A 21,924-nucleotide genomic window follows, 5' to 3' on the forward strand; every position below is an offset into this window, starting at 1 on the left:
TGTAACCAAAATAAACGCTTAAAGCGTACTAATTTTAATATTATAGATTGCATATTATGTCACTGGGTAGCTATTAAGTTAATGTAAGGCTCATTACGGCTATGATATTATAGAGTTGATGCATCGTTATATTTTAAGAATTAAAGGTAAGGATATTTACTTGTTTAATCAGTTTTTGCGTTACATGTTTATTTTTTGCATTCTTCTGAGTGCTCAGTCTGTTGCCTCTGAAAATGTAATAGAAGATTATGAGATTAAAGGGATAAATGACGATTTAGAAAAAAATGTTGCGCTTTATTTAAAACAACTTATAGGTGAAAAGCCGACCTTGACCCTGCGCCGCTATGCAAAAAAACAAGTCGAGAATAGTATTAAAGCATTAGGGTATTACAGCCCTAAAGTAGAGGTTAACTTTGATAAAGATGAGCGTGATTTGGTGGTTAGAGTTGAGCGAGGGCCAGCTACTCGCATCGCTGCAATAAATATTAGTGTAAAGGGGGCTGGCAAGCAGGACTCCGCTTTATTGGCAGTAATTAATAATATTACCCTAAAGCAGGGAGATATTTTAAACCACGGACATTATGACAGCGCGCATAAAAAAATAGAATCAATGCTGTTAGAGCTAGGTTATTTTGACGCTAAATGGCCTGCGCGTAAACTAGAAGTATCTTTGGGGAAACATAGCGCAGAAGTTACTTTTATTATTGAAACTGGGGTGCGTTATCAGTTTGGCGATATTGTAATTGCTAGCGATACACCTGCTGAAAAGTATATTCGTTCTTTAGCGCCTTTTGCCAAAGGGCAGCCTTATAAATCGACCCACATAGCCGATTATAATCTTGATTTATCAAGCACGCCTTATTTTACTAGTGTACGAGTATATGCAGATATAACCGAACGTAAAAATAACCAAGTACCTATAAAAGTAGATGTATTACATAAACCTGCAAATAGCTATGAAGTGGGTGGTGGCTTTAGTACCGACTTAGGCCCCAAAGTGCGCTTTAAATGGAGTAAACCATGGATAACGCAAGATGGCCATTACCTAGAAAGTAACTTAAATGTGTCTGAGCGACAACAAGATATTTCAATGGCTTATACAATCCCAGAGGATGATCCTAATGACGATTTATGGCGTTTTTCGGTTGGTTATAAACTTGAGGATGAATTAGCTAATAATATTTATAGTGAAATACTTACCGGGCAAGTACAACGCCAATGGTTAACTGATAATAACTGGGTGCGTACCGCTTTTATACGCCGCGACCATGAAACATATAGAATAGGTGACGACGAAGAAGAAAGCAGTGAAATGTTAATGCCGGGTATTAGTTATGCACGTAAAAAATCAAAAGGGGGAACAACCCCTTATTGGGGCGAACAGTGGTTAATATCTGCAGAGTTTGGCGTAGAAGATGTACTCTCTAGTACTAATTTGATCCGCGTGCAGTTACAAAACGCTTGGCTGAGAACTTATTTAGACCGCCATTTAGTGTTTTTAAAAGCGAACCTAGGTGCCATGTTGGTCGATAATATAGCTAATGTGCCGTATTCACTGCGCTTTTTTGCTGGTGGCGATCAAAGTGTGCGTGGTTTTGCGTATCAATCAATTTCACCCGAAAACGATGAAGGGCAGTTAATAGGGGGTAAGTACTTAGTCTCTGGTACTGCAGAATACAACTATCAGTTTGCGCAAAATTGGCGGGTGGCTTTATTTGTTGATGGAGGTACTGCAACCAACGATTTTTCGGATAGATTTGAAGTAGGTGCTGGGTTTGGTTTTCGTTATTTAACGCCTGTAGGTCCGGTAAGAATAGACCACGCTTGGGGGCTTACAAAAGAAAGTAAAAGCACCCGTTTGAGTATTACTATAGGGCCTGAAATTTAATGTCTGTATTTAAAAAAATAACCGCAAGTGTCAGTGCTATTTTAGTCATACTGCTAATAACCGTATTTTGTATATTATTTACGTCACCCGGAAATCAATTTATTGCCTACAGTGCAAATAAGTTGGTTGATGGTTTAAATATTGATATTAAAAACGGCCGGTTTTTATATAACGATGTATTTAATGTTCGGTATAACAATAACGGGGTAGACTTTAATGCCCAGCAACTAAAGCTTAATTTATTTTGGTGGCAGTGCGACGGCATTTGTATTGATAATTTAAGTGCTAATACAATTGCTTTAACTTTGGAGCAATCACCAGAAGCAGTTGCTGAAGAGCCATCTGAGCCATTAACTAAAATTACTTTACCTTTAAATATTGCTGTTAAAAATATAGCTGTAAAAGTATTTACTTTAGAACACCCAGGCGCCAACGTGCGAGTTGATAACTTTAAGCTATCTGCAAAAGCTATGGGATCAGAGCTTGTAGTAAAAAGCTTAAACATACCTAAAATACTGGTTACGCTAAAAGAGCAAGCCCAATCCCAGCAAACACAAACAGCGTCAACGGCAATTACGCAGCTTCCTGCACTGCCTAATATTGAATTTACTTCACCACTGGATATAACTATTGAGCAGTTTGATATTGATAAAGTGGCTATACAGCAGGGTGAACAAGACTATGAGATAGAAAATATAGCACTGCAAATGAGTGTAGAAGATGCCAAAATAAATTTACATTCATTAGCGGCTCGTTATCAGCAGTGGCAATTAAATACACAACTTAACACAGAACTTGCAGGTAATATGCCGCTAAAAGGTCATATTGTATTAAAAAGCCCGCAACACCAAGCAGACTTATTACTCAGTGGCGACTTGGCAAATTTAAACGTTGATTTGGAAACCACAGGGCAATTTCCGCTTAGTTTAAATGCCAATGCTAATTTAAAGCAAACAAACTACCCATTTACCGTTAAAGGTAAAATAAATCAATGGCTTATCGACGCACAAAGCGAGCAGCTAACGCTACGTAAGGTTAATTTAAACGCGCAAGGCAACGCAGATGACTATCAACTTAGTTTAACTGCAACGAGCCAGTTAGGCGCGTATCCGGCCGTTGATTTAAACACACAATTAACGGGCACACTTACTCACGCACAGCTTTCTACATTGTCGGTTAAGGCCAACGACAGCACTGCAAAAATAAATGCTAATGTTAACTGGCAACAAGGTATAAAAGCAGATTTTGCAGGGACGCTATCGCATTTAAAAGCGCAATACTTAACAGATGGAGTAACGAGTGACATTTCTGGGCAGTTTAAAGGCTCATTTAATGCACAAACGGATACTTGGCAACTGAAAATGAATAATACCAAACTCACCGGCACACTTAACGACGTGCCATTAGAGTTTGCCGCAAACTTTAGGCTAGATAATGCATTAAAAGCTAATATAGATAGTTTTTATTTAAGCAGTGGTAAAAATAAATTAGAACTCAATGGCCAAATAGATAGCAAATGGTTAGTGGATGGCAATATAACACTGCAAAGTGATGAGCAAGCTAATATGCCATTTATTGCAGATGGTAAGGCCAATATAGCCCTTAGAGGCCAAAGGCTAACACCGTCGGTTGATTTAGCATTAATGCTAGATCGCTTTATTTTTGATGAAATAAACATAAGTAAGTTATCTGTTAAAGCTGATCTTGATACAGCGGCCGATTGGCAAACTAATATTGCAATAGATGTTGGTTCGGCTTTAGTTGCTGAGCAACAAATAAACAGTGTAAAAATAGATGCAGCAGGAGATAAAAAAGATCACCAACTTACCGCATCTATTGATGCGCGAAAAGGTGCAGTTGAGTTTGAAGTTAATGGCCAACTTACTAATGCGGTTTGGCAAGGTGCACTGAGCAATGTGCAGTTAAGCGATAAAAAATTAAGCTTTAACAATAGTAAAAAAATTACGCTTAACGTAAATACTCAAACAGGCGATTTTGATGTAAGTAAGCACTGCTGGCAGTCTGCACAAAGTGAGTTGTGCATCGACACTTTGTCGCAAAATAAACAGTTAGGTCAATTCAATGCTAAATTAAACAACTTAGTACTTGAAGAGCTAAAGCATTTACTACCAGATAATGTTGGCGTAAAAGGCGCGTTAACAGGTGAGCTTGTGGCAAACTGGCAAGCGAGCGCGCTGAAAACATTACGCGCTTCTTTAAATTCAAATAATTTAATAGCCAAATACAATTCCGAAGAAGACAGCTTTCGTTTACCAATAGAAACACTTAGTGTGAATGCATTTACTGATTCTCAAACAGGTAAATTAACAGCTAACTTAAACTCTAGCGTGTTAGGTGAAATTACCACGCAAATTAATGTAGATGACATACAAAATACGCAAGCATTAAGCGGTAATGTAAACATAGATAAAATATTGTTTTCTAACTTGCAGCCATTTTTAGACACTATTGAGCAGCTTAAGGGTAATATTAGCGGTAAAATTGCATTAGCGGGTACATTAAAAGAGCCGCTCCTTGAAGGTGAAGTAAATATTGATGACATTAATTTACAAGGCGAGCAACTACCAATAGCACTTGAAAAATCGAATGTTAGTATTTTATTTAACAAAGCGACAGCAACAATTAAAGGCCTTTTAACAGATCCCCAAGGCGGAAATATTAAATTAAATGGCGACATAGATTGGCAAGGTGAACAACCAGCCGTTAACGTTGCAATAGTAGGTGAGCAATTTTATGTACGTGCTCAGCAAGGAGTCGTTTTTAAAGTATCTCCAGATTTAAAAATTGGTTTGGCTAACAACGCAATAAACCTTGTGGGTGAAGTAATTGTACCTTATGGGCGAATTGAAATAGAAGAGTTGCCAGAGGGCGCTGTGCAAGTTAGTGATGACGAAATAATCGTTGATCAAAAAACCAAAGCGACTAAAAAAGTGCCATTTGATTACGATATAGATTTAAAACTGATTGTAAAAAATGACGTGAAAATTGAATCATTCGGTCTAGAATCTAAAGTAGAAGGCGATTTGGCGATTAAAATGAGCCAAGGAACTCCTATTATTGCCACAGGCGAGCTTAAGTTAGTAAATGGTACATACTTAGCATTTGGCCAAGATTTGTTAATTCGTACCGGCCAGGTTGGCTTTAGTGGCTCAATAGAGCAGCCTTACTTAAATATTAAAGCCATTCGTAATCCCGAAAACACCGCCAATGGTGTTATTGCTGGGGTAACGCTTACAGGTAATGTAGAGCAACCCAGGCTAAAAGTGTTTTCGGAGCCAGCGATGGATCAGGCACAAGCTTTGGCCTATTTACTCAATGGCCAACCACTAGGCGAGGGCGATAGCTCCACCGATGCAATGCTCACTCAATTATTACTTTCACAGGGGGTTAGCCGCAGTGAAGGGTTGGTTTCTAAAGTGGGTGAAACGTTTGGCTTGTCGGATGTTAGCCTTACTTCTAAAGGCAGTGGTGAGCAAACAAAAGTGGAAATATCAGGCTATGTGGCACCGAGCTTACAAGTAAAATACAGTGTTGGTATTTTTGACTCTCTTAGTGAAGTAGCAATACGTTATCAGCTGCTCTCGCAGCTTTATATCGAAATAACCAGTGGGCTATATCAAAACGTAGATATACTTTATAAGTTTGATTGGGACTAATAATTACCGGTTAAAAAGCAGGTGTTAGTCAGTATTAACCAAGCTCAAGGATAAAAGCTTGGTTAATGTAAAACTATAATAATAAGGCGCTAATTTATGAAAAATTACCTGTTAACAGTGACTGTTGCTATGTTATTAAATGGCTGTGCTGGACAATATAAACAAAGCATTGCCACGCAACAAGGTGAGCCTAAAATAAAGCATACTGCCAGTGACGTTATTACTAAAGCCGCCGAGGACGAATGGCGTGTGGTTAACCCACAAAATATTTTAAAAATAACCTTACCCACAGGCGCCACTTATATTGAGCTTAATCCGCAGCTTGCTCCAAAGCATGTAAAAAACATTAAAAAACTTGCGCGAGAAGGGTTTTATCAAGGAACAAGTGTTTATCGTTTCGTTGAGGGATTTGTAGCTCAAGGCGGTGATAGCACTGCTAAAAAAATTATTAAGACTGCAAATAAATCACTTTTGGCCGAGTTTTATTTAACCACCAAACAGCCGCTGACAATTACAGCCCTTGAAGGTGATGGTTATGCACCTATAACTGGTTTTTTAAATGGTTTTGCGGTTGCTCAAAATGCACTACAAACCCAAACTTGGCAAGTGCATTGCAGCGGCATATTTGCAATGGCGCGAGATAACGATATAAATAGTGCAGGCACCGAGTTTTTTATCACTATAGGGCAAGCGCCACGTTATTTAGATAAAAACATCACGGTATTTGGGCGCGTACTTGAAGGTATAGAGCATGTTAACCGCTTAGAGCGCACCGCCCGTAATAATGAGGTATTTAACCCAATAACGGATATTCAAGTACTTGAAGATATTAATAACAGCGATAAAAGTGTTTTTAAAGTGATGAAAACAAATTCACAGGCATTTAAAAACCTAATTGCAGCAAGAAAAAATCGCTCTGAGCCTTGGTTTGTACATACCGCTAATTATATAGATGTGTGCGCTGTGGCTATTCCCACCAAACGTAGTGAATAAAAAAGGAGCCTAGGCTCCTTTTTTATTACAATAAACGCTTATTGGCGGTTAATTTTAACTGCAAATGGCGTGTCGTTATTATGAGTTGAACGATACGGGTTTATATCGAGGCCACCACGGCGCGTATAACGTGCGTAAACTTCAAGATTTTTAATGTTGAGCTGAGTGCTTAAATCGCTATAAATACGCTCCACGCATTGTTCATGAAACTCGTTATGGGTTCTAAACGAAATTAAGTAGCGCAGTAACGACTCTCTACATATTTGCTCACCTGTATAACGAATAATTACACTTGCCCAATCGGGTTGTGAGGTAATTAAGCAGTTAGATTTAAGTAAGTGGCTATGCAGAGTTTCGGTTACCGTTTTATTACTTTGCGATTTAAGTGAATGGGCATCAATATCGTAGTTATCAATTTCGATATCTAAATCATCAATACACTCACCAGGTAGTGGCGTATAAGGAAGGCAGTTATACTCATCTGCATTGTATAAAGTTACCTGCACTAAGCTGTTAACCACTGCGGTTAGATCTTTAACTAAATGCTTTTTTACTTCATCACGGCTGTTAAATCGAGTTTGGTTAAAGCTATTTAAATACAGTTTAAACGATTTAGATTCAACAAGATGACTGCTCTGGCAGGCAAAAGTAAATACAGCAATAGCGACTTGCGGCTTGCCTTTGGCGTTTAACCACGACAGCTCGTAGCCAGTCCAAATGTCTTGGCCTTTAAATGGCAAAGCGGCTTCGTCAATATTTAAAGCATCTCTATTTAGCTTACGCGCAATAGGAAAAAGCAAGCTTGGAGTATATTGATCTATGTATTCAGTTGACTGGCCTAACACACTGCCTTTAAGGTCGGGAGAATTGCTGTAATCTGTCATGTTTGCCCTTAAATAGTTACAATAGCGGCATTATATCTAATTTAAATGAGTTTCATAGTATGTCTGTTGTATTGCAGTTAGCCCAGCTACACCAAAGGTTTAATGATAAAACCATAAAAAACACGCAAAAACATCCACTTATGGCGCACGATGAACAGTGGCCAAGCCCATGTGAAATAGGTAATGTTGATCAGCAAGGTAATATTCAGTGGCAAGCTGTGCTGCAGCAACCCCCAGGCTCGCTTAATGATTTAGCTAAGGCATTAGATGTTACATTTCCAAGTGGCTTAAATGCGCTTTATGGGCATATGTATGGTGGTAACATTCAAGCGAGTATTGATGGTCATCAAGTTGAATTGCTGCAGGCGTGGAATAGCGATGACTTTGATTTATTGCAACAAAATATAACAGGTCACGTTTTAATGAAGCGTAAACTTAAACAACCTGAAACAGTATTTATAGGGTTAACAGCACAAGATGATTTGTTAGTAAGTGTGTTACTGCACAGCGGTGAAGTGTGCTTAGAGTACGTAGGCAAAAAAACGCATCATGTGCTTGCTGCCAATATAGAAGAATTTTTGCAAGCGCTTGAGGTTTAATTAAAACAGGCGTTAATTACCTTAAAACGATTTAGTGTAAAGTATTAGCTCGGAATTAATTTTAATACCGAGCAAGTACCTAAATAATAATTTTAACTTATTGAAAATCCCACGATATGTTAGACACTAAGGCGCAGGGCTCACATCTAAAGTCGAATAACCCAAACCAGGATTCAGGTAACTTCCAATCGCCATTACAGCTTGGGCATTTACGCTCTAGTTCAGATGTTTTATCGGTGCCACCTACGCGGTATATATAGTAATACACAGGTTTTTTAGTTAAAAAGCTAATTCGTTTAGTAATGTCTTTACCACGGCGGTATAAGTCGCTTTTAATACTCGAAATTTCTTCAAGAGCAGGAAACTCACAACGTGTTGCGCCATTAATTTGAATTTGATCGCAGGCTTGCCAGTCTTCTTGCCATTTAATTAAGGTTTTATAATCACCATTGGCAATCGCTGGGATCCGAAATAGCGGTACCGGTAAAAAGTCGTCACCACAATAAAGTGGGCTACAAGTATGCACATACGTGGTGTATAAAATATAGCTAGAAGGCTCGGCGCAGCAATCAGACCCATTAGAATGAATATCTTGACCAATAATTTTTACTTTTGGCGCAAGTAAACCAGCGCTGTGCAATTGCTCAATGCTGTGTTTTACAAACGGACTATTGTTAAGCGGGTGCATGGCATCTTCGTTTGGGCACATAACACGGGTAATAAAGTAACCATCTTTTAAAACAGTAGGAAATTCTTCGCCTATTATTTGGCCATTAAAACGCAGCGCATTAACCAAGCGATTAATAGCTTGTTCGGCTTTCTCTAAAGTGGTGTCTTGGTAGCAATCAAAGGTTAAATCAACAACGAACATTTATAGTCTCGAATTATTATTTTTCTAGCAGGGTAAGTAACCGGTCGAGCTTTTCTTCAATTCTATCTAACTGCGAAGTTTTAGAATCGCTACCACTCGGTTGTACTTGGCTTTTCATTAAGTTATAAATTGAATCTGGATTGTTTTTATACTGACTCACCGCTGCAATAATAACAGGCATAGGCACAGGCTTTATTAAACGACTTTTAGTAAGCGCGACAGTAGGTACTTTGCCTTCGTCAAGAAGGACTTTAATTGCATCAAATACAGCAGCATTCATTAGGTTTATAACTCTTTGTATAAATAGGTACGCAGCATGAAGCTGCTGCGTGGGGGCTATAGTAACAATAAATAGAGAGGGGCACATTAAATGTCCCAAATTAAATCAATTACTTTAAATTAATTGCCTTGGCGAAGGCGTACATCAAGCTCGTCAATAACTTCACTCCAATCACTGTCCTCTGCCAGTGATTCAGCTAAAAAATGCTGTTGAGATTCATCCCAAAAAGGTGCATCTTGTATTAACGTTGTATCTGCAATCGCATGAGAAGCAATAAAGGCATCAATCTGAGCTTCAGAACTAGGTAAGCCAAGTTGTGCAAACAGCGTATTTATATCGTGCTTTGTTGTATCCATGTTGTGCTCCTAGCGTGTCAAAATAAGATTATAAATAAACTATAGTTGAAGCCAGCTAAACTCACGCTGAATTTACCATTAATAACTTTACAGCTATAGTTTAGAATGTGAGTTAATAAAGCGCTTATTTAGAGAATAAATATAAATTTATTATGTGTAAGTTGTAGCTATGAGTAAATCCAATCGCATTAAATTAGTGAGTGATTAGAGCGCCAGCTAATGGCTTAATCACAAGGCGAAAATAATGATATGTTGTTCTAATACAAAAAAGGAATAATAAATGACTGTGACCACCCAAGCCGATACATTTAGCGTACAGTATTTAGCCGCAGAAGATATAAGTATTGCCGCGAGTTTAATTTATCAGGCGTACCACGACGATCCTATTTTACAAACTATGCTCAATTATGAGCAAGAGAGTAAATCGGCCTACGAAAAAAAGCTACGGTCATTAATTCGCGAAGAGCTAAGCAGCTTTTGGCAAGAAAAGCAGCCACTTATTGGTTTGTATCGTAACGATAAGCTCAAAGCCGTTGCCTGCGTGTTCGAATCAAACAGCCAATTACAGGCGCAGCGTTATTGGCATTGGCGCTTAAAGCTAATGTTAAGTGCTGGTTACTTACAAACCAATCAATTAATAGATAAAGAGCAAACAATTAGAGATGCACTAGAGCAGCAGGGCAACTACTATTTTTTAGCTTTTATTGCGGTCGATCCGCATTTTCATGGCCAAGGATTTGGGCGTTATTTATTAAGAGGCCTAAATGACCTAGTTAAATCTAATGCTGAGTCTGCAGGCATGGCGGTGTTTGTAACGCGCAAAGAGCATACTCAATTTTTTAAAACTGAAGGGTTTGAAAGCTTTAAGCAGCTTACTTTTAATAAGGTTGCGGGCGAATTATTATTTAAGTCAAAAAACTAAATTTAATTTAGGTTAGGGTCTGTTGATCTTTCAAGGTTGAATTTGCAGCAGTGTGTTTGGTATTTAGGCAAGGCAGAGCCTATGTGGTGTGGTTATTCCCCATAAATAGGCGATAACGTAGCATCAATGCCAAACATGCGCTGCCCGAAGGGTTCTGCCTAGGGGTGATTGACTCTTTGTTGCTCGGTTTTTACTTAGCCCACTAGGTTACAAACCTCGCGCCGTGATTAAATCGCCCCTAGTTTGAACAAATTTCAATCCGCAAAGGTCAACAGACCCTAAAGGTAGCCCGCCTTGGTGGTTAATATCCCAAAACGGACATATGACCGTGAGATATATCTCACATCACTGTGCGAGTTGTCAGTTTAAATTGCATGGAAATAATTAACACTTACCTATTTTATTGATATTAAAGGTTATTTTTATGGTTTTTGTTTTTTAATATAAATGCCATTTAATAATTAACAGCTAGGTACTATATCTACTAGCCATTTGCTTTAAACTTTACTTTGTCAAGACGACACAGCTCAATGATTGAGTGATTGCCAAGGATACGGAAGTAGGCAAGATAGCAGACGCTAGCAAGAAGCAAAATGGACAAGTTAACACGGATGCAAGGATGAGCAGGAAAGTGCATGATGCGCTTAAGTGGCTGGAGCTACTAAAGGATAATCAAGGATGGTGCTACAGGAAGTAGCCGGAGCGTTAGTTTACGCAGGACAGCCAAGGTGGCAAGAGGATATTGCAGGATGCAATGTGAGGGTGAACAAGGTTGTTTGCTCGTTCAGAGGATGATAATACGGATTACACAGGTAAAGGATACCTAACAGGATGTTTGTCAATTGGGGCGTAACTTTAGTTACGCCTTAGTTTTTTGTGTTTTATTCATTTTTAATCTTAACCTTAAATTAAACTTTTAGCGCAGTATAAAGGTTATATTTTATGCGGTGGAATAACCACACTTTTTAAATACTCATTTTCCATGATCAGTATTCCCTGATAGGCATTTTCGCCATCACTTGAAAACTCAAAAATAAATTCGCTTTTCACTCCAGGTTTACCACTTTTTAAAAAGCCAAAGCGGCGTTTACTACAGGCAACGCTCATTAATTGCACCTGCAGTTGTTCGCTTTGGCGTTTAGCATGAACGTTCGCCGCCTCGGCTACCTTTCGGTTTAGCCAAAATAAGTAAATTACACTACCAATAAGTATGAACGTCCATAAACTTGCCATTTAAGAGAATAACCTTCCAATTGCACGCGCGAGGGTTTCGCTACGATTTTCTTTACGTAATAAGCCTAATAAATGCGGGCGAATGGTGGGTATTGCAACTAAATCAGCAAAAACACTCACAAATAGTTCAGTAATTTGTTGATGGTGTGCACAGTTGTCCATAAATACATGCAAGCGTTCAGGGTCTTCTAGTTGTTTAAAACAACGCCCAGCAATAGTGAGCAGTACATCAGCATCTTGATTAACCGATGAAGTTAATACACTATCGACTAATTGAGCGGTTAAGCCTTGCGCTTGCGCTTTAGAAAGCGAGCGTAGCGCTACTGTAACAGCAAACGGGTCGTTATTTTTTATAGCTGCTTGGCCGTACTCTACTAGTAATTGGCTAAATGAGGGCGGTATTTCTACATGCTCAAGCATGGCGCTAAGGGGCTGTAATACCTCAGCGGGCAAATGAGGCCAGGCTTTTTGTAAATTAGTTAAGTTAGTCTCATTATCTAGGCGCAGTGCAAAATCGGCAATGCCTTGTAATGCCACACTTTGCCAGTTTTCAAAACCCAGTTTGCCACTAAAATACAACTGCGTATGCTCGTAATACTGTGATGCAGGTTGCTTTAATAATACTTTAAGTTGCGCATTAAAGGCTGCTAATTTGTTGGCATTTGGTGTAAAAACATAAGGGTTGTTATCAAGTTTTCCGTCGGCTTGCTCACCGGTAAGCTGTGTGCCGAGAGCTTCAATTACCATGTCGGCAAAGTGATCGCGACTCGCACTCACCAATTTGCTTTGCTCATCTACTGGAAATTTTAAAAACCATACATAAGGTTCTTTACTCGCTTTACTATCCCAAAACTGAATAGCTAACCACGCATGACCAGCAAGCGGATATGGGTAAGGGACTTGTGCTTGCTCTATGGCTAAAAATTGTTTTTTATCAAGCTTAGTTATGTGCCTACCAATATCAAACGCGCGCCACTGAGTACCTGCATTATCTAAAAGCTGCCCTAATGTCGCTATTTGCTTACTCATCGTTTTCTCAATTGTTTTTACTACAAAATTGCGTCAATTATACGCCATAGCAAAGGTTGAGGGAACCGCGCTTATAGAATTTGAGTTTTGATTTTGCTAAATAACCGAGCAAGCGGGATTAATATTAAGCGTGTACTTTCAGTTACTATAATTTCCCTCTTAATAAATACAAATGGTATTATTACTTCATCTAGTTTTAAGAGGGCGGTTATGTACCAGCAAACTCAAGCTTATTTAGTGCAGTTAAGCGCACTTTTAAAAAAGCATCAGCTTTGGCAAAATGAGCCAATAGCAGCAGAAGCATTACAGTCAAACGTGCCTTTTTGCCACGACACCATGGCGTTTGAGCAGTGGTTACAGTTTGTATTTATTAAAAAATTTGAGCAGCTAATTATTGACGAGCAGCCATTGCCGCGCAACTTTGCAATTGCTCCTATGGCACAAATGACGCTTGCGAGTAAAAAAGGCAGCGGTGAAATTATTACTCTGTTAACAGCCCTTGATGCTTTTTTAGGAGAGCCAAATGAGTGAGCGCCCAGCACCAATTGAGTATGGCGAACTGACTATCTTGTATCAGGATGAAAACTACGTAGCCATAGATAAACCTTCAGGCTTATTAGTGCATCGCTCATTTTTAGATAAGCACGAAACCCAGTTTGCTATGCAAATGCTGCGCGATCAACTTGAGCAGCATGTTTTTCCGGTACATAGGCTCGATAGACCCACCTCGGGGGTGTTACTGTTTGCGTTAAGTTCAGAAGCTGCCCGCGATATGAATCAGTTATTTATTGAAGGCACTATTAGTAAACGCTATTTGGCCTTAGTACGTGGTTTTGCACCCGAGTCGGTATTTTTAGATAAACCACTAAAAGAAGAGCTGGACAAAATAGCAGATAAGTTTGCCGATCAAGACAAAGCGCCACAAGATGCGCAAACTCAGTTTAATTGCTTGCACCAAGCAGCCTTACCGATTCCCATTGGCAAGTACCCGACAGTGCGTTATTCCCTTGTAGAGTGTTTTCCTAAAACGGGGCGTAAACATCAAATTCGTCGGCATTTAAAGCATTTATCACTGCCTATCATTGGCGATGTAAACCATGGTGATAATCAGCATAATCAATTTTTTAGGGAGCATTTTGAGCTGCGCAGATTAATGTTATTTGCAACTGAGCTTAGCTTTGTGCACCCTTATAGTAATGAATCAATAACAATTAAAGCGCCACTAGGTGATGCAATGCTCAGCATTTGCAAACAACTAGGTTGGCCAGATGAAGAAAAGGATTATTAATTAATGGCACATATTAGTATTTTTGTAGGCAGCGTATATGGCGGTGCAGAGCGTTTAAGTGACGAAGTAGCCACAACAATAGAGCAAGCGGGGCATGGCGTTACGGTATTTAATGAGCCAGTGTTGGGCGACATTCAAAGTGCGTCACATATTTTAATTATTACCTCAACAACCGGTCAAGGCGATGTACCTGATAACTTAGCTGATTTTTATAATCAGTTAAATAGTACTTTTCCTATGTTAACCGACAAGCCATTTGGAATTATTGCCATGGGCGACAGAAGCTACGGCGACACCTTTTGTGGTGCAGGGCGCAGCTTTGATGAATTATTACGTGACTTACAAGCTAAGCCTGTTGGTAACCGTTTAGAAGTTGATGCCTGCGAAGACTTTGAGCCTTGGCCGGTTACCGAGCCGTGGTTAAAAAATTGGCTTAGTAAGCTTTAATTGTGAGTAAAGGTGAGTGTTACCCTGAGCTCACCTTTACTATCTGAGTTATTTTATTTTTAGGTAGCAAAATAGCTATGCAGCTAAATTCCATCGCGGTTCATTTGTCTGAGAGTTTTGGCGTAGGCGATCAGCATATCAGTATCAAACCTATCGGTAGTGGGCTGATCAATAGTACATGGTTGCTTAGCACTGTTAAAAAGTCGCTAGTAGTACAAAAGCTGAATACTGGAGTATTTCCTGAGCCAGATTTACTCGTAAAAAATGCCCGTTTAATAGAGCAACACTTAACTAACAAGCAGCAATTGGGTGAGTACAATTTAGATATTATTCGCCACGTAGCGACTATTAATAATGACTATTTAGTTAACTGTGATCAGGGTGTATGGCGAGCGCTAGAGTTTATTGGTGGCAGTTACAGCGACGATGTAGTAACCAATGCTACCCAAGCGCAAACTGCGGCGAATGCCTTTGGTCAATTTGCTGTGGCGCTAGAGGATTTTGATGCAGAACAATTGCATCATGTGATCCCAAATTTTCATAACTTAGCCATGCGCGCGCAGGCGTTTAAAACTGCAATTAGTCTTGATCCGCAGCAGCGCTTAGCTAGTTGCCAAGCTGAGGTTGATTTTTGTTTATCGCAATTTACACTTATTGATGAACTGCAAGCATTTGCAGGATCTATACCGGTAAGGCCTTGTCATAACGATACAAAAATAAATAACATGCTGTTTTGTGAGCAATCACATAAAGCTAAAGCGGTAATCGATTTAGACACCTGTATGCCTGGGCATTGGCTTTACGACTTTGGCGATATGGTACGTACTTTTTGCTCACCAGAGCAAGAAGACTCCACCGATTTAAGTAATGTAGGTGTGCGCGAAGAAATATTTGCAGCCATAGTTAAAGGTTACGTAGAGCCATTAAAAAACCTGATCACCGAGCAAGAAAAACAAAGCTTTTGGCTAGGCGCTAAAGTGATGACCTTTATGATAGGCCTGCGATTTTTAACAGATTATATTGATGGCGATAATTATTTTTCAATCAAACATGCCAATCATAATTTAGAGCGGGCGCAAAATCAGTTTGCGCTTTATAAAGATATTATTGCAAAACAAAGCACCCTTAAAGCAATATTAGCACAAGCCTAAAATAACTAAGGCGCTATAAGCGCCTTAGTTTTACCTGTTGCAGTTTAACTGCTTCTAACATCTACTTTTAATTTAAGCTTTTGCCCCGGCTGTAAATACTTTTGCCCGGCTAAACTATTCCACTTTATAATGTCGTTTACAGTTAAGTTAAACTTAGACGCAATACGCGCTAACGAATCACCACGGCGCACTTTATACGTAATTGTACGATGCGTAGTGTTTGCTGCTGTCTTTGCTTTATTAGCAGATTTATATACCGTTAGCTTTTGATTTAAACGCAATGTGGCGCTTTTCTTCAGCTTATTCCACTTTGCAAGCTCATCCATAGTGACATCGTATTCACGACTAATATCCCACAGCGTATCACCACTTTTAACCGTATGCGAAAGCTTAGTACGGCTGGTATTATTAGCCGCAGAGCGCATTTGCTCTGGTAAATGTTCGCTATTAATTGCGCCATCAGTTAGTGGCACTAATAGTTGCTGACCGACTCTAATTGTATTTGAGCTTAACTTATTTAATGATCGGATTGCACTGGTGCTGGTGGTAAACTTTTTGGCAATAACCGATAAACTGTCGCCACGCTCAACCGTATATTGCTGCCAGCGTAAGCGGTTTTTAATATCAGTATTAGCTAATTTTTGACTAAACTGCTCAGCTTTATCAACCGGTAATAGTAAAGAATGCGGACCATTAGGATCGGTTGCCCAACGATTAAAACCAGGGTTTAACCTATACAACTCAGTGAGTGTTATATCGGCCATTTCTGCAGCGAGTGCTAAGTCAATTTGCGAACCAATTTCAACTACTTCAACAACTTGTGCATTTATAATAGGATTCCACGTCACGTTAAAGTCATCTGAGCGCTTTAATAAGTCGGCTAGTGCTAATAATTTTGGTACATAGGCGGTGGTTTCGCTAGGTAAATCAAGTGACCAAAAATCGGTCGGCAAGTGTTTCTTGCGATTCTTTTTAATCGCGCGCAACAAACGACCTTCACCCGAGTTATAAGCTGCAATGGCATTGAGCCAATCGCCCTCAAGGGTTTTGTGTAAATACGACAAGTAATCAAGCGCAGCGCGAGTTGATTGTACTATGTCGCGACGCCCGTCATACCACCAGTTTTGCTTTAAATCGAAACGCTCACCGGTTTGTGGCATAAATTGCCAAATACCCGACGCTGTGCGATGCGAGTAACCAAACGGATCAAAAGCACTCTCTACAATAGGCAGCAGTGCAATTTCGATAGGCATTTCACGTTTTTCTATTTCTTCAACAATAAAATGCAAATAAGGTTCGGCACGCTTCGAAATACGATTTAAATAAGATTGGTGCTTTGCATAATAGTTACGCTCGGTAACTACGGGGCGATTTTGCGGCACCTCTATTGAAAGCTGGTAACGAATACGCTCCCATACATCATCAAAAATAGGTGCTTCAGTGTCAGTATCTTTAACGTGTTGATACTTGGCGCTGCTCATTAATGCATTGCTAATATCGTGTGGACTTGCGCCTCCAAGCTGCTTATTTGCTTGAGTTGCGGCTTGCGAGTCAGTGTTTTCGTTTGTTAACGTTTGACAGCCGCTTAGTGCTAATACTAAAACCAGTAATAGGGGAGATTTATTCATAAATACCAATACATGGGGTAAAAAACTCGGCGAATACTACCCGTTATGAGCTAACATTGCCACTTGTGACCTTTTAAAACACTTAGCAATAATCAAATACTAATTTTAACATTTTGATTATTAACCAATAGGCATGTAAGACTATTGGTTAGCGGATTAAAAATGGTCTTTGAACTTTCTCAGACCCGCAAAGTTTTCCCAAGGTTCATTGTTTTTTGTAACCGAGCAAAATTCTTTTGGTAATAGTTCAGTAATGTTAGGTAAATCGCTGCGCATAAAGGGGTTTATTTTTAGCTCTTGGCCGATAGTGCTTGGTAAAGTAATTTCATTTTTGCTGCGCAGTTCATCTACTCTTTTACTATAGGCAAGTAGCTCTGGGTTACGCGGTTCAATGGCTGTTGCAAAAGCGAGGTTAGCTTGAGTGTATTCGTGAGTACAGTAAACTTTGCAATCAGCAGGTAATTCGCGCAGTTTATTAAACGAGTGCCACATTTGCTCTGCAGAGCCTTCAAATAAACGCCCACAACCACCACTAAATAAAGTATCACCAGTAAAGGCAAGTTGTTCATTAAAATAACAAATATGATCTAGAGTATGCCCGGGTGTCGCTATAATATTAAAAGTAGTATTAAGCACTGTAATACTTTGGCCATCAGTAAGTTGCTGAGTAATCCCCTTAAACGGGCTGTTAGTTGGGCCGTATACAGCAATATTTGGGTTTTCGCTAACCAGCTTTGCTACGCCATCGGTATGGTCGTAATGATGATGGGTAATTAAAATACCCGCCAAGGTTAAATTATGCTGCGCCAAATAATCAAGTACTGGCTCTGCTTGGCCCGGGTCGACTACCCAAGCTTGCGTATTACTACTTGTAGTTAAGCACCAAATATAATTATCTGAAAAGGCTTTAATTGCTTTGACTTGCACCATGTAACGTTGCTCTATAAAGTGACAGTTAACACCTAGTATAACGAGCTCATAAAATGAAACCAGCCCTTAGTTTTCAAGAAGGACCTAAACCGTTGTCATGGCAGCAGTTTCCTCATGGGGATTATTTACGCTGTGAGATTGAACGTAAATTAGCCCCGTGGCTTCCCCGTATGTTTGGCTATCATATGCTTAAGTTAGGTAGTTTGAGTGGCGAGCTAAACACCAGTAAATGTTTAATAAAACATCAAGTGTGCGTAGCGCAAGCGGGCGCTTACACCGGCGTTATTGCCGATATAGATGAATTACCATTTTATGAGCACACTATTGATGCATGTATTTTAAGCCATTGCTTAGAGTATCACTCAGATCCTCACCATATTTTACGCGAAGCACATCGCAGCTTAATTCCTGGTGGGTATATTGTGATAACGGGGTTTAATCCTTTTAGTTTATGTGGGCTTGCGCAATTACTGCCGTTTAGTGGCCAGAAACTGCCATGGACTGGGCGCTTTTTTACCCCAGCACGGGTTAAAGATTGGCTTAATTTATTGGGGTTTGAAATAGTGAGTGATGAGCGCTTTATTTACTCATCACTGGCGCGAGGTAATCGATTGTCGCGTTTTGCATTTTGGCGCAGCTTTACAAAACAATACTTAAAACCTATGGGCAGTGTTTACATGCTGGTGGCACGTAAACGTGTTGCACCGCTCACACCCATTAAACCTAAGTGGCATGCTCGCCCGCGCTTTACAACAGTAGAAGGGGGCCTTAGGCAAACCTCAAAGCAACACTTAAAGCATTGTGAGCAAAATAAAAAGTAATTTGGTATGTGCTAATCAGCTTTAAGGTTGATAACCTACATCATCGAGTAAATCTTTACTGCTAGCGGCATCGCGAGCTAAGTCATCTACAATTTCGTTGTATTTATGGCCGCTATGCCCTTTAACCCATTTCCAGGTTACGGTATGCTTAGCGCACGCTAAATCGAGGCGTTTCCATAAATCGACATTTTTTACCGGTTTTTTAGCTGAAGTTAACCAGCCGCGCTTTTTCCAATTCGTGATCCAAGACTCAATTCCTTGTTTTACATATTGGCTATCGGTAGTGATATTAATAACACATGGGCGAGTTAACACTTCTAGAGCCACAATAGCACCAAGCATTTCCATGCGATTATTAGTTGTAAGTTTATAACCTTGGCTTAATTTTTTTTCATGTCCGTTATAAATCATGAATATACCATAACCACCGGGGCCTGGATTACCTAAACACGAACCATCAGTATAAATCTCTACGGTTTTTTCCACTGTTTTACCTTGATATTATGTACAATAAAGTGATTATAGAAAGATACCAGAGTCAGGATTAATTCGATATGGCACGCAGACAAATAGTTTTAGATACAGAAACCACCGGCATCGACCCTAAACAAGGGCATCGTATTATCGAAATAGGGTGTGTTGAATTAGTAAATCGCCGCTTAACCGGCAATAACTTTCATGTGTATATTAACCCACAGCGCAACAGTGAAGAAGAAGCAATAGACGTTCACGGTATCACTAATGAGTTTTTACGTGATAAGCCACTGTTTCATCAAATTGCTCAAGAGTTTTTTGATTATATTAAGGGGGCAGAACTGGTTATTCATAATGCGCCGTTCGATATTGGCCATATGGATAACGAATTCTCTTTGCTTAACCAGGGCTATCCTAAAACGGCCACCTTCTGTCAAGTACTCGACACGCTTAAAATGGCGCGTGACTTGCATCCAGGACAAAAGAACAACCTAGATGCGCTATGCCGTCGTTACGACGTAGATAACGCTAAGCGAACCTTGCACGGTGCATTACTGGATTCTGAAATATTAGCCGACGTTTACCTAGCAATGACAGGCGGGCAAGTTAAGCTAAATTTGAATCAAAACAAAAATGACGATACTAATCAGCAAAAAGGCGGAATACGACGTTTAAGCGCACAACGAGCGCCTCTAGTAGTGTTAAGTGCCAGTGAGGCTGAACAAGCTGCACACGAAGCACGATTAGATATTGTTAATAATGAAGGCGGCCACTGTATATGGCGCGCTGATTAAGGCCATATTATGAAAACCTTTTATTTGGTAACCGCATTAGTATCTGCTAGTTTTTTTGCAACCAGCGCATATGGCGTTAAACAAGTTGAAGTACTAAAGCGTGATGGGAGGCAAAATGAAATCCCTTTATTAGATAATCGTTTTCGTATTGATAGTAAAGTAGCTGAAATAACCTTACTTTTTTTTAGAAAACCAGGCTCACCGGCTGTTATTTTAGTAAGGCCCGATGGCAGTAAATATTTTGCTACCGAATCAGTTAAAAACCCTGACTTAAGTTGGCATGACGAGCTTAGTTATGATTTGGTTACCATACGCAACCCCATGGCTGGCCCTTGGCAAGTTATAGGTAATATCTTACCCGACAGCCGCATTGTCGTATTAGGCCAGGTATCACTTGAGGCAGAGCCGTTACCGGAAATGCTGTTTCGAGGCGAGACAATAAAAATCACCGGAAAAATTTTAAATGACGGTGCTCCCATAAATGCCAATCTATTTAGAGATGTCGTTACCTTAAATGTTGATTTTGTAAGTACTAATAGTGCAGAGGCTGCTAATTTTGGAGCCAGTACTCAAGAAGTCGCTGAATTTAAAGATGATGGCCGAGGGTTTGACGAACGCCCAAACGATGGCGTTTTTACGGGCGAGTTTAAATTAGACTTTCCCGAAGGAGAATGGATCCCCGAACTCTACATAGCAACCCCCTTATTACAACGTCGAATAGTGCAAAGCAGCATTGTGGTACATTCTGCACCAGTAAGTTACGACATGACGCTAGCAGAGCAAGATATAGATAACCACCTGCTGACTATTAATTTAGATGACACAATAGTTAAGCCAGAAACCGTAATTATGCAGGGTAAAATTTACTACCCTAATAACGAAGAACAAATGTTTAGCATAGAGTCGAGTGCGCAACATACGAGACAGTTAGCAATTAAAAATTATGGTTGGGGGCGATATAGTGTCGAACTGTCTATTTTTGGCACAAACATAAAGGGTCGTGAGTTTATGGCAACGCTGCCAACGTACAAATTTGAAATTGCACGTCCAATAGAAGCGATGCCGGTAGTCGATCCTGCAACCTTAATTACCCCAGATTTAATGGTTGAGAGTGAACCCGTAGCAGAACAAATGGCGAATTGGGTTTTGATCAGCTTAATTATTGTTGGAAATCTGTGCGTTTTATTAATGGGTTGGCTGGCAATTCGTATTTTTGTACAGAAAAAACCGCTTAAATTTAAAGTGAAACTGCCTTTTATAAATAAAAAGACAACAACAAATGACGATGTTGGTAATTCTGAAAAAAAGCAAAGTACTAAAAATGGCTCAAAAAATGACAAAAGCGGTGAAATTTTAAACCTTTCGATGACAGATGACTAAAAAACCTAAATAAAAGCGAAAAAGCCCTTGACGAAATAGGGGCTGGTTCGTATTATTCACGCCGCTGTCAGGGGAGACTCAAACAGCAACGAAAATGTGGAGTGGTAGTTCAGTTGGTTAGAATACCGGCCTGTCACGCCGGGGGTCGCGGGTTCGAGTCCCGTCCACTCCGCCAATTTTCGAAAGCTTGTAAGCAAAACTGGAGTGGTAGTTCAGTTGGTTAGAATACCGGCCTGTCACGCCGGGGGTCGCGGGTTCGAGTCCCGTCCACTCCGCCAA

The 21,924-nt window shown here is 39.9% G+C and carries 21 protein-coding genes and 2 tRNA genes; 14 read left to right on the plus strand and 9 right to left on the minus strand.

The annotated features are described in order from the left end of the window. Nucleotides 1-160: 160 nt before the first annotated feature. The 3 genes from HC000_RS07380 to HC000_RS07390 all read left to right on the plus strand — a co-directional run bounded on the left by HC000_RS07380 (nucleotide 161) and on the right by HC000_RS07390 (nucleotide 6,558). Nucleotides 161-1,888, plus strand: coding sequence for an autotransporter assembly complex family protein (locus HC000_RS07380; RefSeq protein ID WP_179807322.1), 1,728 nt, complete (start codon nucleotides 161-163; stop codon nucleotides 1,886-1,888). After that, nucleotides 1,888-5,565, plus strand: coding sequence for a translocation/assembly module TamB domain-containing protein (locus tag HC000_RS07385; RefSeq protein ID WP_179807323.1), 3,678 nt, complete (start codon nucleotides 1,888-1,890; stop codon nucleotides 5,563-5,565). Before HC000_RS07380 ends, HC000_RS07385 begins: the two co-directional genes overlap by 1 nt. 96 nt (nucleotides 5,566-5,661) lie before the next feature. Further along, nucleotides 5,662-6,558, plus strand: a complete 897-nt coding sequence (locus HC000_RS07390; RefSeq protein ID WP_179807324.1) for a peptidylprolyl isomerase — start codon at nucleotides 5,662-5,664, stop codon at nucleotides 6,556-6,558. A gap of 38 nt (nucleotides 6,559-6,596) precedes the next feature. Here HC000_RS07390 and queF read toward each other — a convergent pair whose 3' ends face one another. After that, nucleotides 6,597-7,442 (minus strand): NADPH-dependent 7-cyano-7-deazaguanine reductase QueF, encoded by an 846-nt coding sequence (gene queF / locus HC000_RS07395; RefSeq protein ID WP_179807325.1) that lies wholly within the window; start codon nucleotides 7,440-7,442, stop codon nucleotides 6,597-6,599. A 59-nt stretch (nucleotides 7,443-7,501) separates the two neighbouring features. Between queF and syd the strand changes: the two genes are divergently transcribed. After that, nucleotides 7,502-8,041: a SecY-interacting protein gene (gene syd, locus HC000_RS07400; protein WP_179807326.1), complete on the plus strand. Its 540-nt coding sequence runs from the start codon at nucleotides 7,502-7,504 to the stop codon at nucleotides 8,039-8,041. 97 nt (nucleotides 8,042-8,138) lie between these two features. On the opposite strand, the gene HC000_RS07405 is transcribed toward syd, so the two are convergent. From HC000_RS07405 to HC000_RS07415, 3 genes are all read right to left on the minus strand, one after another. Continuing rightward, a complete protein-coding gene (locus tag HC000_RS07405; protein WP_179807327.1) occupies nucleotides 8,139-8,912 on the minus strand; it encodes a Zn-ribbon-containing protein in 774 nt (257 codons plus the stop codon). Nucleotides 8,913-8,928: 16 nt separating this feature from the next. Beyond that, entirely contained in the window at nucleotides 8,929-9,192 is a 264-nt protein-coding gene (locus HC000_RS07410; protein WP_058373735.1) for a hypothetical protein, read from the minus strand. Between the two features lie 119 nt (nucleotides 9,193-9,311). Further along, on the minus strand, nucleotides 9,312-9,548 hold the full coding sequence (locus HC000_RS07415; RefSeq protein WP_179807328.1) for a DUF2789 domain-containing protein: 237 nt from the start codon (nucleotides 9,546-9,548) through the stop codon (nucleotides 9,312-9,314). A 280-nt stretch (nucleotides 9,549-9,828) separates the two neighbouring features. Here HC000_RS07415 and HC000_RS07420 point away from each other — a divergent pair, with 280 nt between their 5' ends. Then, nucleotides 9,829-10,470 (plus strand): GNAT family N-acetyltransferase, encoded by a 642-nt coding sequence (locus HC000_RS07420; RefSeq protein WP_179807329.1) that lies wholly within the window; start codon nucleotides 9,829-9,831, stop codon nucleotides 10,468-10,470. A gap of 933 nt (nucleotides 10,471-11,403) precedes the next feature. On the opposite strand, the gene HC000_RS07425 is transcribed toward HC000_RS07420, so the two are convergent. Next, nucleotides 11,404-11,703: a DUF3301 domain-containing protein gene (locus HC000_RS07425; RefSeq protein WP_011328632.1), complete on the minus strand. Its 300-nt coding sequence runs from the start codon at nucleotides 11,701-11,703 to the stop codon at nucleotides 11,404-11,406. Then, the gene (locus HC000_RS07430) at nucleotides 11,704-12,732 is read right to left on the minus strand and encodes a DUF3549 family protein (RefSeq protein ID WP_179807330.1); all 1,029 of its coding nucleotides are present in this window, start codon (nucleotides 12,730-12,732) and stop codon (nucleotides 11,704-11,706) included. Between the two features lie 210 nt (nucleotides 12,733-12,942). On the opposite strand from HC000_RS07430, the gene HC000_RS07435 reads away from it, so the two are divergent. The 4 genes from HC000_RS07435 (at nucleotide 12,943) to HC000_RS07450 (ending at nucleotide 15,618) form a co-directional block, all read left to right on the plus strand. Continuing rightward, nucleotides 12,943-13,263, plus strand: coding sequence for a YqcC family protein (locus HC000_RS07435; protein WP_058373731.1), 321 nt, complete (start codon nucleotides 12,943-12,945; stop codon nucleotides 13,261-13,263). Then, nucleotides 13,256-14,020, plus strand: coding sequence for a tRNA pseudouridine(65) synthase TruC (truC, locus tag HC000_RS07440; RefSeq protein WP_179807331.1), 765 nt, complete (start codon nucleotides 13,256-13,258; stop codon nucleotides 14,018-14,020). Before HC000_RS07435 ends, truC begins: the two co-directional genes overlap by 8 nt. 3 nt (nucleotides 14,021-14,023) lie before the next feature. Further along, nucleotides 14,024-14,467 (plus strand): flavodoxin, encoded by a 444-nt coding sequence (locus HC000_RS07445; RefSeq protein ID WP_179807332.1) that lies wholly within the window; start codon nucleotides 14,024-14,026, stop codon nucleotides 14,465-14,467. 77 nt (nucleotides 14,468-14,544) lie between these two features. Further along, nucleotides 14,545-15,618 (plus strand): aminoglycoside phosphotransferase family protein, encoded by a 1,074-nt coding sequence (locus HC000_RS07450; protein WP_179807333.1) that lies wholly within the window; start codon nucleotides 14,545-14,547, stop codon nucleotides 15,616-15,618. Between the two features lie 44 nt (nucleotides 15,619-15,662). Here the strand turns inward: HC000_RS07450 and HC000_RS07455 are convergent, their stop codons facing one another. Together HC000_RS07455 and gloB are read right to left on the minus strand one after the other, a co-directional pair. Further along, nucleotides 15,663-17,246 (minus strand): LysM peptidoglycan-binding domain-containing protein, encoded by a 1,584-nt coding sequence (locus HC000_RS07455; RefSeq protein WP_011328626.1) that lies wholly within the window; start codon nucleotides 17,244-17,246, stop codon nucleotides 15,663-15,665. A gap of 156 nt (nucleotides 17,247-17,402) precedes the next feature. Further along, nucleotides 17,403-18,176, minus strand: coding sequence for a hydroxyacylglutathione hydrolase (gloB, locus tag HC000_RS07460; protein WP_179807334.1), 774 nt, complete (start codon nucleotides 18,174-18,176; stop codon nucleotides 17,403-17,405). A 53-nt stretch (nucleotides 18,177-18,229) separates the two neighbouring features. Here gloB and HC000_RS07465 point away from each other — a divergent pair, with 53 nt between their 5' ends. Next, a complete protein-coding gene (locus HC000_RS07465) occupies nucleotides 18,230-18,997 on the plus strand; it encodes a class I SAM-dependent methyltransferase (RefSeq protein WP_058373724.1) in 768 nt (255 codons plus the stop codon). A 21-nt stretch (nucleotides 18,998-19,018) separates the two neighbouring features. Here the strand turns inward: HC000_RS07465 and rnhA are convergent, their stop codons facing one another. Continuing rightward, nucleotides 19,019-19,483 carry a ribonuclease HI gene (gene rnhA / locus HC000_RS07470; protein ID WP_179807335.1) on the minus strand — a complete coding sequence of 155 codons (465 nt, stop codon included), beginning with the start codon at nucleotides 19,481-19,483 and terminating at the stop codon, nucleotides 19,019-19,021. 68 nt (nucleotides 19,484-19,551) lie between these two features. Between rnhA and dnaQ the strand changes: the two genes are divergently transcribed. The 4 genes from dnaQ to HC000_RS07490 all read left to right on the plus strand — a co-directional run bounded on the left by dnaQ (nucleotide 19,552) and on the right by HC000_RS07490 (nucleotide 21,923). Beyond that, nucleotides 19,552-20,265: a DNA polymerase III subunit epsilon gene (dnaQ, locus tag HC000_RS07475; RefSeq protein WP_179807336.1), complete on the plus strand. Its 714-nt coding sequence runs from the start codon at nucleotides 19,552-19,554 to the stop codon at nucleotides 20,263-20,265. Between the two features lie 9 nt (nucleotides 20,266-20,274). Next, entirely contained in the window at nucleotides 20,275-21,645 is a 1,371-nt protein-coding gene (locus HC000_RS07480; protein WP_179807337.1) for a TIGR03503 family protein, read from the plus strand. A 98-nt stretch (nucleotides 21,646-21,743) separates the two neighbouring features. Continuing rightward, a tRNA-Asp gene (locus HC000_RS07485) sits at nucleotides 21,744-21,820 on the plus strand. 26 nt (nucleotides 21,821-21,846) lie between these two features. Further along, nucleotides 21,847-21,923 (plus strand) — tRNA-Asp (locus tag HC000_RS07490). The last annotated feature ends 1 nt before the right edge of the window (nucleotide 21,924 follow it).

This window comes from Pseudoalteromonas sp. MIP2626 (assembly GCF_013414205.1).
GTDB classification, from domain to species: domain Bacteria; phylum Pseudomonadota; class Gammaproteobacteria; order Enterobacterales; family Alteromonadaceae; genus Pseudoalteromonas; species Pseudoalteromonas nigrifaciens.